The organism is Phyllobacterium sp. 628, from assembly GCF_014189505.1.
Taxonomy (GTDB): Bacteria; Pseudomonadota; Alphaproteobacteria; order Rhizobiales; family Rhizobiaceae; genus Phyllobacterium.
Genome location: NZ_CP050301.1, coordinates 1,272,151 through 1,284,461 on the forward strand (window position 1 = coordinate 1,272,151; position 12,311 = coordinate 1,284,461).

At 55.8% G+C, this 12,311-nt stretch carries 14 protein-coding genes; 7 read left to right on the forward strand and 7 right to left on the reverse strand.

From position 1 onward, the window contains the following. The first annotated feature begins 141 nt into the window (after positions 1–141). Both HB779_RS07815 and HB779_RS07820 read left to right on the forward strand, forming a co-directional pair. Positions 142–966, forward strand: a complete 825-nt coding sequence (locus tag HB779_RS07815) for a DUF2189 domain-containing protein (protein WP_188345167.1) — start codon at positions 142–144, stop codon at positions 964–966. A gap of 134 nt (positions 967–1,100) precedes the next feature. Next, positions 1,101–1,949 (forward strand): alpha/beta fold hydrolase, encoded by an 849-nt coding sequence (locus HB779_RS07820; RefSeq protein ID WP_188345168.1) that lies wholly within the window; start codon positions 1,101–1,103, stop codon positions 1,947–1,949. Between the two features lie 9 nt (positions 1,950–1,958). On the opposite strand, the gene HB779_RS07825 is transcribed toward HB779_RS07820, so the two are convergent. Beyond that, positions 1,959–2,432: an Lrp/AsnC family transcriptional regulator gene (locus HB779_RS07825; protein WP_188345169.1), complete on the reverse strand. Its 474-nt coding sequence runs from the start codon at positions 2,430–2,432 to the stop codon at positions 1,959–1,961. 103 nt (positions 2,433–2,535) lie between these two features. On the opposite strand from HB779_RS07825, the gene HB779_RS07830 reads away from it, so the two are divergent. Then, entirely contained in the window at positions 2,536–3,732 is a 1,197-nt protein-coding gene (locus HB779_RS07830; RefSeq protein ID WP_188345170.1) for a diaminopropionate ammonia-lyase, read from the forward strand. 59 nt (positions 3,733–3,791) lie between these two features. On the opposite strand, the gene HB779_RS07835 is transcribed toward HB779_RS07830, so the two are convergent. Further along, complete coding sequence (locus HB779_RS07835; RefSeq protein ID WP_188345171.1) at positions 3,792–4,697, reverse strand: LysR family transcriptional regulator; 906 nt, start codon at positions 4,695–4,697, stop codon at positions 3,792–3,794. Between the two features lie 116 nt (positions 4,698–4,813). On the opposite strand from HB779_RS07835, the gene HB779_RS07840 reads away from it, so the two are divergent. Next, positions 4,814–5,818 carry an aldo/keto reductase gene (locus HB779_RS07840; protein WP_188345172.1) on the forward strand — a complete coding sequence of 335 codons (1,005 nt, stop codon included), beginning with the start codon at positions 4,814–4,816 and terminating at the stop codon, positions 5,816–5,818. A 177-nt stretch (positions 5,819–5,995) separates the two neighbouring features. Here HB779_RS07840 and HB779_RS07845 read toward each other — a convergent pair whose 3' ends face one another. Next, on the reverse strand, positions 5,996–7,792 hold the full coding sequence (locus HB779_RS07845) for a M23 family metallopeptidase (RefSeq protein ID WP_188345173.1): 1,797 nt from the start codon (positions 7,790–7,792) through the stop codon (positions 5,996–5,998). A 260-nt stretch (positions 7,793–8,052) separates the two neighbouring features. Continuing rightward, positions 8,053–8,610: a DUF308 domain-containing protein gene (locus tag HB779_RS07850; protein WP_188345174.1), complete on the reverse strand. Its 558-nt coding sequence runs from the start codon at positions 8,608–8,610 to the stop codon at positions 8,053–8,055. A gap of 140 nt (positions 8,611–8,750) precedes the next feature. Between HB779_RS07850 and HB779_RS07855 the strand changes: the two genes are divergently transcribed. After that, entirely contained in the window at positions 8,751–9,329 is a 579-nt protein-coding gene (locus HB779_RS07855; protein ID WP_188345175.1) for a TetR/AcrR family transcriptional regulator, read from the forward strand. Positions 9,330–9,466: 137 nt separating this feature from the next. Here HB779_RS07855 and HB779_RS07860 read toward each other — a convergent pair whose 3' ends face one another. Then, positions 9,467–9,793, reverse strand: a complete 327-nt coding sequence (locus tag HB779_RS07860) for a hypothetical protein (protein WP_188345176.1) — start codon at positions 9,791–9,793, stop codon at positions 9,467–9,469. A gap of 96 nt (positions 9,794–9,889) precedes the next feature. On the opposite strand from HB779_RS07860, the gene HB779_RS07865 reads away from it, so the two are divergent. Beyond that, positions 9,890–10,102: a helix-turn-helix domain-containing protein gene (locus HB779_RS07865; RefSeq protein ID WP_188345177.1), complete on the forward strand. Its 213-nt coding sequence runs from the start codon at positions 9,890–9,892 to the stop codon at positions 10,100–10,102. A gap of 220 nt (positions 10,103–10,322) precedes the next feature. Here HB779_RS07865 and HB779_RS07870 read toward each other — a convergent pair whose 3' ends face one another. After that, positions 10,323–10,748: a protein NO VEIN domain-containing protein gene (locus tag HB779_RS07870; RefSeq protein ID WP_188345178.1), complete on the reverse strand. Its 426-nt coding sequence runs from the start codon at positions 10,746–10,748 to the stop codon at positions 10,323–10,325. Between the two features lie 300 nt (positions 10,749–11,048). Between HB779_RS07870 and HB779_RS07875 the strand changes: the two genes are divergently transcribed. Next, a protein-coding gene (locus tag HB779_RS07875; RefSeq protein ID WP_371823908.1) for an IS5 family transposase occupies positions 11,049–11,815 on the forward strand; the annotation gives its coding sequence in 2 pieces (ribosomal slippage) (positions 11,049–11,370 and positions 11,370–11,815; 768 coding nt in all). On the opposite strand, the gene HB779_RS07880 is transcribed toward HB779_RS07875, so the two are convergent. After that, positions 11,774–12,268 carry an MrcB family domain-containing protein gene (locus HB779_RS07880; protein WP_188345179.1) on the reverse strand — a complete coding sequence of 165 codons (495 nt, stop codon included), beginning with the start codon at positions 12,266–12,268 and terminating at the stop codon, positions 11,774–11,776. The two genes, HB779_RS07875 and HB779_RS07880, sit on opposite strands and share 42 nt — an antisense overlap. Positions 12,269–12,311: the final 43 nt, after the last annotated feature.

The following is a 12,311-nucleotide window of genomic DNA, read 5'->3' on the forward strand; positions in this document are numbered from 1 at the left end:
TCAGACGCCCATCGGCCGCTGGTATTTTGCAGCCGATGGGCGTATCTTTTGCACGTGCAGGTATCGGTCCCAAGGGCTCCATCTTCGCATTGTGCCGTTGGCAAGCCGCTACTTCCCCGAACCAGATTGGGAGAAATGGTTATGGCGCAATTCCATGTCATCGCAGGTGCAACAGATACGCCCGTCGTGCCCGAGATACGTCGCATCGGCGTATCGGACCTGTTTGCGGCCCTTCGTGAAGGGTTTGACGATTTCTGGGCGAAGCCTTCGCACTACGTCTTTCTCTGCCTGATCTATCCTATCGCCGGTATCGTGCTGATGCGGTGGACATCAGGCTCGAATGCGCTGGCATTGCTTTATCCGCTCATGTCGGGTTTTGCCCTGATTGGGCCGTTTGCAGCACTTGGCCTTTATGAGATCAGCCGCAGACGTGAACTCAACCTCGATACATCGTGGCAACATGCATTTGATGTTCGGCGGTCACCGGCAATCCCGTCCATTATCGCAGTGGGCATTTTGCTGTTTGTCCTTTTCGTCGCCTGGCTGCTGACCGCGGAAAATCTCTATGAAGGGCTGTTTGGCCCGGATGCACCAGTCTCGATATCCACCTTTATCAGTCAGGTCTTCAACACGCCGGAAGGATGGAGATTGATCCTGATCGGCAATGCGGTGGGCTTCCTCTTTGCCGTTGTCGTGCTCTGCATGACTGTGATTGCCTTTCCGCTGATGCTTGACCGCGATGTGGGTGCAGCGGTTGCCATATACACCTCCATCAAGGCCGTCGCGGCGAACCCCGTGACCATGGCGCTCTGGGGCCTGATCGTTGCGGCACTGCTGCTTGTTGGCTTTGTCACTTTCTTCGCCGGGCTTGCTGTGGTGATCCCGGTGCTTGGTCATGCCACATGGCATCTCTATCGCAAGCTGATTGTACCTGAAGGTATCCGCACCGCTCGGGCTGCGCGTTAATCACCTTCCTGGAGTTCAAAGGTGCGGCGATCATCGCCGCACCTTTTGCTTGTACCAATCGACCTCCCTGCCCATTGCAGCCATAGGTAAAAAGTGCTGATCTTGGCCTTCCCTTGCTGGAATGGAGAGCTTCCATGAACCTCAGAACCATCGTCCTATCGCTCGGTTTTCTGTTTGCCATTGGCGCTGCGGCGGCAAATGCCGCGGAACGCTGGGAGCAGTTGCCTGATCCGGCACCTATGCCTACAGCTGTGAAAAGTGGTGCCGCGCCAGTCAACGGTATCAAGATGTATTATGCGGTCTATGGCTCCGGCTCGCCGGTCCTGTTGATCCACGGGGGCCTTGGCTATAGCGACGTCTGGGGTGCCCAAGTCGCGGATCTCGCCAAGGACCATATGGTCATCGTCGCCGATAGCCGTGGTCACGGACGTTCCACCCGCAATGCCGATCCATTCAGCTATGACCTGATGTCATCCGACTATCTCGCGCTGCTCGATTACCTCAAGGTGGACAAGACGGCGCTGGTTGGGTGGAGCGATGGCGGCATTATCGGTATCGACATCGCCATGCATCACCCGGAACGCTTGACCAAAGTATTTGCTCAGGCTGCCAACACCAAGGTGGACGGCGTCAAGGCGGATGTGATGCAGAACAAAACCTTCGCGGGGTACATCGAAAAAGCCGGTGAAGTTTATAAAAAGATTTCGCCGACCCCGACGGAATATGATGCCTTTGTCGAGCAGATCAGCGGTATGTGGGCGAGCGAGCCCAACTGGACGGATGACGATCTGAAAAAGATCAAAACCCCGATCGCTGTCGTGCTGGGTGATCATGACGAAGCGATCACCCGTGAGCATACGGATTATATGGTCAAGGCCATTCCGGGTGCCAAACTCGTCATTCTGGAAAACGCCAGCCACTTTGCCATGCTGCAAGACCCGGCTGGTTATAACAAAGCTGTGCGGGATTTCATCGACAAGTGAACAAGGCCTTCAAGACAGGGCCAGCGGTATCGTCAGCCCTGTCTTGACGCGGTCCATCACCACCACCGTGCGAAAGTGCTTGACGTTATGGTTGCCGAAAAACAGCCGCCGCGTCAGCGCTTCATAGGCGGTCATGCTGGCAATTGTGACCACCAGAATGAAATCCATCTCGCCGGTCACGTAATAACATTGCTGCACTTCAGGTGCAGCTGCGAAACTTTTCTTCGCAGCATCAATCAGATCGATGCGCTCGCTTTCCAATTCCACCCCGACAAAGATCGTAATGGGTTGCCCGACTTTCGCCGGGTCTAGAACAGCGACATTGGCTTGGATAATTCCGCTCTCTTCCATGCGTTTGATACGGCGCTGCACCGCCGGGGCTGACAGGTTGACCGCTTCGCCGATTGTGCGCTGTGACGTGGCATTGTCCTTTTGCAGAATATTGAGGATTGCGAGATCAAAACTGTCAAGATCAGTGGACATTTGGTTCTTTCACGAAACAAAATTGCATAAAGAAGCGTTAGATAGAGCGCAATGATCGTTCATCGCGCACTATAAATGCAGCTTAGGCAGGAGTGAAATAGCAATGTTGATCCTCAACCGGCATCCCGACTACAACAGACCGCTTGATCCCCAGGATGCGGAGACGCTCGGTGTGTCGGCTGCTGCAGAGGTGGAACGCTTTCTGTCTTACCGTGACAATCACCGGCCAACACCCCTGCATGGATTGCCGGGTCTGGCATCAGAGCTGAAGATCGCTGCAATCCACATCAAGGACGAAGGTTTTCGGCTTGGCCTTGGCAGCTTCAAGGCGCTGGGTGGGGCCTATGCGGTTATCCGGCTTGTGCTGGAACAAGCTGGAGAACAATTGGGTCGCCCGGTGGATATTGATGAACTTCAAACGCCCGAGGTTCGCGCTGTTGCCGGCCGCATGACCTTCGGCTGTGCCACCGATGGCAACCATGGGCGCTCGGTTGCCGAGGGCGCGCAGCTTGTCGGAGCGAAATCTGCAATCTTCGTTCATGCCGGAGTAAGCGGCGAACGTGTCGAAGCCATAGCTCGCTATGGCGCCGAGATGATCCGCGTCAGCGGCACCTATGACGACTCTGTCCTCGAAGCTGCGCGGGTTTGCAAGGCGAGAGGATGGGCAGTGGTCTCCGACACATCCTGGCCGGGTTACGAGCGTATTCCCGGATTGGTGATGCAGGGTTACACCGCCATTATTCGCGAAGCACTGCGCGACCTTCCGGAAGCGCCCACGCACATACTGATACAGGCGGGTGTTGGCGGGATCGCTGCGGCTTTGGCCGGATATCTTGCTTTGCTGCTGGGTGAACAGCGTCCGACCTTCATTGTGGTGGAGCCTGCCCGCGCTGCTTGTATCTTTGCCAGTTCTATGGCGGGTGAGCCTGTCAAGATCGGTCATGGCGAGCCCACAGTCATGGCGATGCTGGAATGTTATGAACCATCGCAGGTTGCATGGCGGGTGCTGTCGCGGACCGCAGATGCTTTCATGACGGTGGATGAAAGCGATGCTGTCGCGGTGATGAACCGTCTGGCGCGGCCTCTGCATGGCGATACGCCCATAGTTGCCGGTGAAAGCGGCGGCGCTGGCCTTGCCGGTCTTTTAGCCATCGCCAAAAACAGCCAATCACGCCAAGCCATCGGGCTTGATGAGAAGGCGCGCGTCTTTGTCGTAAACACAGAAGGCGCCACCGATCCCCAACGTTACACGCAGCTGGTAGGTCTGACCCCGCAGACCGTGCTTGGGGAAATTGCCTGATCAAATCACCATTGAGCCGGACAGGCGGGCCCGACACATATCGGCGTCTACCTAAGTTTTCAGGGCCATTGGCCTGCGCCGCTTTTGATGAAATCCACAAAGGCGCGCAATGGAGCAGGCATGTGGGTCCGGCTTGGATAATACAGGAACGGGCCGGAAAAACTCTGCCACCATTCAGGTAGCACCGGTTGCAAAGCGCCGGTTTCGAGGCTGTCCTTCATGAACTCCTCGAACGAACAGACGATACCAAGCCCGGCCTTGGCTGCACTGAGTTCAAGTTCGCCTGAAGAAGCAATAAGCGGACCGGAGGGATTGACCTTGATCAGTTCACCATCCCGTTCGAGTTCCCATACGGCAATCGCACCACTGGCAAACCGGTGCCGGATACAGGCATGCTCCAGCAAGTCCTTCGGGTGCTGCGGTTGACCATGTTTTTCAAGATAAGATGGTGCGGCAACGCAGACAAAACGCTGCACCCTTGGGCCAATGGGTACGGCGATCATGTCGAGTTCAAGGCTCTCGTCATAGCGGATACCGGCATCGAACCCCGCAGCCAGCACATCGATAAAAGTATCGTTCGTCGTTATATCCAGCGTAATGCCCGGGTGGATCGCAAGAAAGCGATTGACGATCACCGGAAGCACCCGTTGCGCAACAATAGATGGCACATTGAGCTTTAATGTGCCGCTTGGGCTGTCGCGAAAGCTGTTCAGCGCATCGAGTGCTCCGGCAATTTCACCCAGAGCTGGCGTCAGCCGTTCCAAAAGCCGGGTACCTGCTTCTGTTGGCGTCACACTGCGTGTGGTCCGGTTGAGCAGACGCACGCCGACGCGCTGTTCAAGCCGGCGGATCGCATCGCTGAGCGATGAGGCGGACACGCCCTTTAAAGTCGCGGCACCCCTAAAACTGCGGGCTCCGGCGACGGCAACGAGTGCATCAAGATCACTGAGATTAGGTTCGGTCATTGTTCGATTTTCCGTACAACCTGTCCATAGTAGGTAGGATTATCGCACAAATAATCTTGATTTATAAGATAGGCCATCTGCCGCGGTCAGCGCGGTGGCAATAAGGAGTTCGACAAATGCAAATTCATCCACTGGGTGCGACCGGCCCGCAGGTTTCGACTTTGGGTCTTGGCTGCATGGGGATGTCCGGCATGTATGGTCCGTCCGACCGCGCCGAGAGCATAGCAACTATTCACGCGGCGCTTGAGGCAGGGATTACCCTGCTCGATACCGGCGATTTCTACGGTATGGGTCACAACGAAATGCTGATCGGCGAAGCGTTGAAGGGCAAGGACCGCGACAAGGCCATCATCAGCGTCAAATTTGGCGCACTGCGTGATCCATCCGCAGGCTGGATTGGCATCGATACACGGCCTGTCGCGGTGAAGACCGCTCTCGCCTATTCTCTGCAAAGGCTGGGTGTTGATTATATCGACATTTACCGCCCCGCCCGCCTTGATCCCAATGTTCCGATTGAAGAAACCATCGGCGCCATCGCGGATATGGTCAAGGCCGGTTATGTCAAACATATCGGCCTGTCGGAAGTCGGCCCAGAGACCATCCGCCGCGCCGCCGCAGTGCATCCGATTGTTGATCTGCAGATCGAGTATTCCCTGATTTCGCGCAGTGTCGAGGATCGCATTCTTCCGGTCTGCCGGGAGCTTGGTATCGGCATCACCGCCTATGGTGTGCTCTCGCGCGGCTTGATCAGCGGCCATTGGCAGAAGGGTGCTGCCGATCCGACAGACTTCCGCACGCATAGCCCGCGTTTTCAGGCAGAAAACATCGATGCCAACCTGCGTCTGGTCGAGGCTTTGAAAGCCATTGCCGATGCCAAGGGCGTCACAGTTGCACAGATTGCGATTGCCTGGGTGGCAGCGCAGGGCAAGGACATCATTCCCGTTATCGGCGCCCGTCGCCGCGACCGCCTGGCCGAAGCTCTGGGCTCTCTCAATGTGTCTCTCTCCGCTGATGATCTGGCCCGGATCGAACGGGCTGTACCAAAGGGCGCCGCTGCTGGCACCCGCTATGCGGCAGTTCAAATGGCCCATCTCGACAGTGAAGCAGGCGCTCAGCACTGATTGCCGCTGAACATGCGCTGATCTTGGTGGTGATCACCAAGATCAGCGCATCCGGCGATCAATCCGATTGAAGGACGGCTCCATCGGTATCGGTGGTCTTTGTCAAAAGCACATGGCATTGGCTGTTGTGCATTGGTTTGCTCAACAATCCCGCCTGCCGGGATTATCGGTCTGCCCTCAGTGAAAACTCGTTCTGAGCGGCATCGGTTCTGGGCCGAATGCATTGGCAACGCGGGCGTCGATATAATGTTCGATATTTTCCACGTGGCTGACCTGCTTGCGGAAATCATTCAGCTTCTCGCCTTCCAGATCTGTTCCGGCAGGCAATTGCGTTGATGTCGGGTCATAATATTTTTCGCCAACGCGCAATTCGTAATAAAGATGCGGTCCGGTCGAAAGACCGGTCGACCCGATATAGGCAATCACCTGACCTTGCGAAACCCGCTGGCCAACCTTGAGCGATGGCGGCGTGCCGGAAATATGCGAATAGGTGGTGAAGAACCCGCCATCATGCTTGATGCGGACATATTTCCCGTAACCGGATTCCGACGAGATGACGACGACTTCACCATCACCGGCCGCCAGAATAGGCGAGCCGAATGGCGCGGTGTAATCCACGCCATTATGATGTTTTCTCACCTTGAGGATCGGATGCATCCGCCAGGCGAAACCATCACCAAGACGGCCATTGGGCACCGGGTTCTTCATCAGGACCTTGGATGCCGACTGGCCTTCTTCGTCGAAAAATTCCGCCTTGTTACCGGGTGCGGCCCGATAATGATAAAACCGCTTGGTTTTCCCATTCGTGTTGAATGTAACGGCGACGGGCTCTGACTCGCCCTTGTCATTGGTGCGGAACACCAGATCGACGGATTTGTCCAAAAGGGCGTCATCGGTCAGCTTGATGCCGTTTTCCTTGGCCAGCTTGAGGATGCGCGCGGCCATGACAGTCGGGACGTTCAGCGTCTCAAGCTGGTGCATCGCGGCCGGGAATTCCTTTTCGGCGGCGAGTGCCTGCTGGTCCGTCACCTGCGTGCCGGGATTGGCGGAAACGGGCCCTGCCGCATGCACATCATGGGCAAGCCGCTCGAACTGGCGGGGATTGTTCACCTGTTGCAGGATGCCACTATCATCGCGGGCAAAGTCCGATGGTGGGCTGTCATGATGGAAAAGCCGCGCCATCAGCAGGCGCTCAGGCTCACCCTTCGGCGCGGCTTTTTCCAAAAGGAGTTCAATACGATCCGGCGATGCTGCTGCACTGCTGGTAACAGCGGTTTTCAGAGCGGCCCTGTCCGCATCGCTCATGTTTGCCGCCGCCAGAAGATTGGCAACGTCGCCATCCTGACCCGGCAAAGCCACCACCTGTTCAATGGCAGGCGCAGGCTGCACCTTCGCAGTGCTGACATTGACGGGTGTGCCGCGCACCAGAATCCGCTCTTCACCAAAGCTGGCCAGCGCGGCAGGCATGGCTGTTGATGTGATTTTCGGCTTCGCAATGCCCGGCGCCAGCACGGCCTCGAACGGATTGGGACCAGATTTGGCCGTTGCTTGGTCGAAACGCGCCGGAACGCCGCTTGCAGGCCCGGGGACTATTGCAGTGGTGTTCTCCGCGCCAATCTTGACCTGATGATAGGCATATTGCTCGGTCGACCCGTCTGCCTGGCTTTCGATGATCTTGGCAATGGGCATCGCTTGAGCCAGCGGCGGTGGCAGTCTGTCACCCTTGGCAGCCGCCTTTTGCCGTGAACGCTGCGGCGGCTGTGCCGAGGCAAGCGCAACAGGCGGCCGTTTTCCGACAACGTGCAACACACCGGCAAACATGCCGAAGGCTCCGGCGGCGGCGAGCACAATAGCAACCAGCAGACGTGCATGGGTGACAAGCGAAAACCGGATGACCCGCGCGCTCTGGCCGATCACGCCAAACCGGCGATCCACAATCAGCTCATCCGTGTGGTCAAGGCCTGGTCTCGTCATCTGTTCCGTTAAAAACGCTGCACCTGCGCGCGATTGGTTATGACATAACGTGGCAATAAAGAGGCGGCGCTGCCTGAATCCCCAACTATCTTCCCTCCATGCCGGATACGGTTTTCATTTTCGCACCCGGTTCGCTGAAGGTGGATTGTCCTTCGGCAGCGCACGACTGTCTACATTCCTCAGGTTGTAAAGCGGGAAGTCGAACTGGCTTAAAGTTGCAACGGCCCATGGCAGCCGCCTCCGATGGAGCCTCACAAAACCTACGCCTCTGCTTTGCGATAGGCCGTAACCACAAGCCAGAGTGCGGCAAGCAGGAAATAGAACGCACCGAACGCCGCATAGGGAGCGATGTCCAGAATTGTCGGCACAGCACTGCCGATCGACCGGCTGATCATAAAGCCGCCAGCGAGGGCCGATTGTCCGCCGCTCAGGATCATCGGCCATTGCGCGCCGTAATGACGCCAGCACTTTATGCCCGTGTTCAGTTGCAGCAGACCCGAAAAGATCGCCCAAACGCCAAACACGGCGAGAACGGCATACATGCTGTTGCTGACCGCGATGATGACGGCGAGCGTCGTCATCGTGCTGACCGCGACATTCAATGCCTGGGAGGGGTTGGCTTTCAGGCCGCCATTCACCCGTGCATCAACCAGATTGGCGAGGGCATCCCATGCGGGGTAGATGACGAGCAGGAGCACGACGAGATTGGGCTGCGCGCTGAAGAGAATCGCGGCGGCAACCCACGCGATGGAGAAGATGGCGCGTGCGAAATAGTAGGATCGTAGCCAGCTGGATTGGAGGGAAGATTGAGTTTGCATCGGTAGATTTCCTATTGTTATCTACCTACCAGTAGGAAGGTTGGGCGAGTGAGTCAACCCGATGTTTGAACACCTCATTGTGAAAAGCGGGAAGCGATACACGGTCTTGACATCCAGCCTACCAGAAGGTAGGCAGCGCCATGAAATCAATGGCTTCGACGTCAGAAAAGATTCTAGATATCGCGCAGTCGCTCATCGTCGCGGGAGGCTATAATGGCTTCAGCTATGCCGATATCTCGGCCGCGATCGGCATCCGGAAGGCGAGCATCCACCATCACTTTCCGACAAAGGCCGAACTGGTCTCGGCGCTGGTGGACCGTTACAGGCAGCAGGCCGAAGCGGGGCTGAATTATCTCCGGGCGCGGGTCGCAAGCCCTGCCGAACAGCTGCAATCCTACCTGAACTACTGGGACACATGCATTCGCGATGCCTCGCAGCCGTTTTGCGTCTGCGCGATGCTGGCTGGCGAAATGCAGATGCTGCCGGATGAGGTCGCATCGCGCGTGCGCGCTCATTTCCATAGTCTCGCGGCATGGCTGACATCGGTGCTGAGCGCCGGAGCCGAGCAGGGCCTGTTCTGGTTGAACAAAAGGCCCGAGGAGGAGGCGCACATGCTGATGGCATCGGTCCATGGGGCCATGCTCTCCGCCCGGGCTTTCGGTGATCCCGCACTGTTCACCACAATCGCCACCACCCAGATCGCCAAGCTGACCAGATAGTCAGCGCAGACACGAGCCGAAAAGCAATTCGGTGCGACCATTACTATGCCACGGACAGGTGCCCTGAGCGTATTCGCGGCATGTGACACCTGTTGGCCGGCAATACCGTCCTTCCCCATTTTGCGCTCTGCCGGCTCCTATGCGGGCGGCGCAAGGCGGTCTGGTTCTTGCGATGCAGGTTCGCCGCTGGCATGTGGATCAAGCAGGAGCAAGGCCGGGCTGCCATCGATTAGCGGCAAATGACTGACGACATGCAGCTGATTTCTGATGTCCCGATGGACCGAGTAAATCAGCTCGCCTTTCGAGCCATGATCCATCCGTTTGCTTGCCATGCTGAAGCGCATCGCCATCGCCACGAGCCCGAGCAAAAAGCTGGGCGGGATCAGCAGCCATAGGGCCTTGATCCAGTCCGGCGAGGATTGAAACGTATCGAGCAGGTCTGACCAGAAATTGTAATCGTTCATCCCGTTACGCTCCGCACGAATACGAGCCTTCATAATCCAACAAATATGTATTAAAATACATGGAAGAAAGTTCCGTCAAGCGGCTTCGTGCCTCTTATGGATATCAAGAAGCGATTTGGACTGGCTGTGAAGGAGAGGCGGATTGCCTTAGGCATCTCGCAGGAAGAATTGGCCATGCGCATTGGCGCCGACCAAGCTTATATTAGCCGCATCGAAGCTGGCCAGATGAACGTCACACTGGAAACAGCTGAACAGGTGGCAGAGGCTGTTCAATCCAATGTGGCAGAGTTGCTTGGGAAGATTGGGTAGATCTGCCCAGCCTTACAAAAGGGGAGGATGTCCTTGCGTTTTCCACCGTCCGCTTTTGGAGGGGTTTCCGCCGCCCCAAGCCCGATCCGTTTCGACCGGCCCTAGCGGGAATCATAGTGGGAAATGGGAGGAGGTGAAAGGGTTGGAGAGGAAATGAGATTATCAATTGACTGGAAGCGCGATGTCAATGAAAGCAGTCGAATTTTCAACTTCCACCAAATTAGAGCTTCACTTGATAAGCCAATGCTTTCATCTCATGTTGATCAATATTCCAAGGCTTAGAGATCACCAGCACTCCACCCTTTGCAGCAGGCGAAAAACCAGCTGATTCCCTTATAAGCTGGATGCTGTGGACAACATAGAGTGCGTTGTTTGGCGATTGTTCCCGGTGAACTTTAACCTCGTTTGCGGTCATAATGATATGAGCACCGGTCGATGTTGTGCCCTTGACTTCAACGATGAATTTTTCAGTACTATTACTCGCGAGTATGTCGAATGGCTTGTATGCACTCGTAATCTCGCAGAAGTAGCCCTTACTGGTTAAATGATTTTCGGCGAGTTTCATGGCGTGCTCTTCAACAGCGCGCCGCTCCAATGTTGTCAAACCGAATCCTTGACCGCCACGGGAACGGGTTCCTTCGACCACAACTTTAAACTCTTCTTGTGCTTTTTCGAATTCCGAAGTCTCAGAATTCGGTAAGCAACCAAGGTCGTCCTGGTCTTAAATGCTATGCAGCATCTCGGCAAAAAGTAAGAGATCACTCTCGAACTCAGTCTCTGCCGGCAAGTCGGAGATATCATATAGCTTGGCAACCGGAGTGGAGGCTTCGTAGGGACCGCCCAACTTTCCTCGGCGACCTAGGACGTGTTGACAAAGAGGGTTTTCAAATCACGTAGGTTTTGATTCAAGGTAGCTTTCACGGAGGTTATCTTGATCCGAGGTTTGATGAGCGATGAGGAATGGGCCTGCCTGGAACCATTTGTGATTGAACGAGGCGCTCGCAGTGGGCGACGACCAAGAGATCACCGGCTTGTTCTGGATGGGGTATTTTGGATCGCACGGACAGGTGTCGCTTGGCGCGACTTGCATGAACACTTTGGCAAATGGTCATCAGTTTACCGCCAGTTCCGGCGCTGGACACTGTCGGGCTTGTGGGATGTGCTGCTTGAGGCCTTTAACGAAAGTGGTGACGGTAATCCCAGCCTGCAAATGATCGACAGCACAATCATCCGGGCACATCATTGTTCAGCCGGCGCTAAAGGGGGACTCCGCGTCAGGGTCTTGGCCGCTCAAAAGGTGGCTTTACGACCAAAATCCATCTCCGTATCAATGCGATGGGCCTGCCCATAGCCTTCACACTGACTAGCGGAGAAGTCTCGGACTTCAAGGGATACATGCCCGTTATGGACGCCGACGGACCCGCGCCAAAGGTGCTACTGGCTGACAAGGGTTACGATGCCGATTTTATTCGTCAGGACATGGAAAAGCGCGGTGGTATCGCCTTGGTGCCGACCAAACGCAACAGGCTCGTCCAGCTTCCCATCGATACCGCTATCTATGCCCTGCGCAACATGGTCGAACGTTGCTTCAACAAGTTGAAAAACGCTCGAAGGCTTGCAACCCGATACGACAAAACCGCCGACAGTTATCTCGGCTTCGTCCACATCGTCTCAATCCGCCTGTGGATGCGCCACTTTGTCAACGCCTCCTAGGCTTATCTTTGATTTGAGATCAGGGTAAGACTTGAAAAATGGCTCCAATAGTGTGCTTGCCCAATGCATCAAGGGGGCAATTTCTGACGCCGGCTTTGGTTTGAATTCACCATCGATCCAGTCGGTTGACCCGTGACTGATGCACAAATAAAGCTTTTCTCCCTCTGAGTGAAACAGAAGGACGATGTACCACCCAGTTTGAGGATTGGGAGAACGTTCTTGAGAGAATATCCTAACCCATGGAATAGCGGTCTTACGACCCGAGCCGTCACGGCCAACGATACCAATATCGGCCTCACTAATGTCTAGTATCGTTGAAAATTGAGGCGTGAAACGGCGAAGTGCGATAGGCAAGGAGTTTCGCACTAATCCGCCTCGCTCCTGCATAGCGGGTGTATTGTCGGATGACCATTCAGCTTGGAGATCGATAATCGTTTTAATAATGTCCAACATGCAACTAACCCCAAGCCGTAGAAACGCGCTTAGGTTGCATATG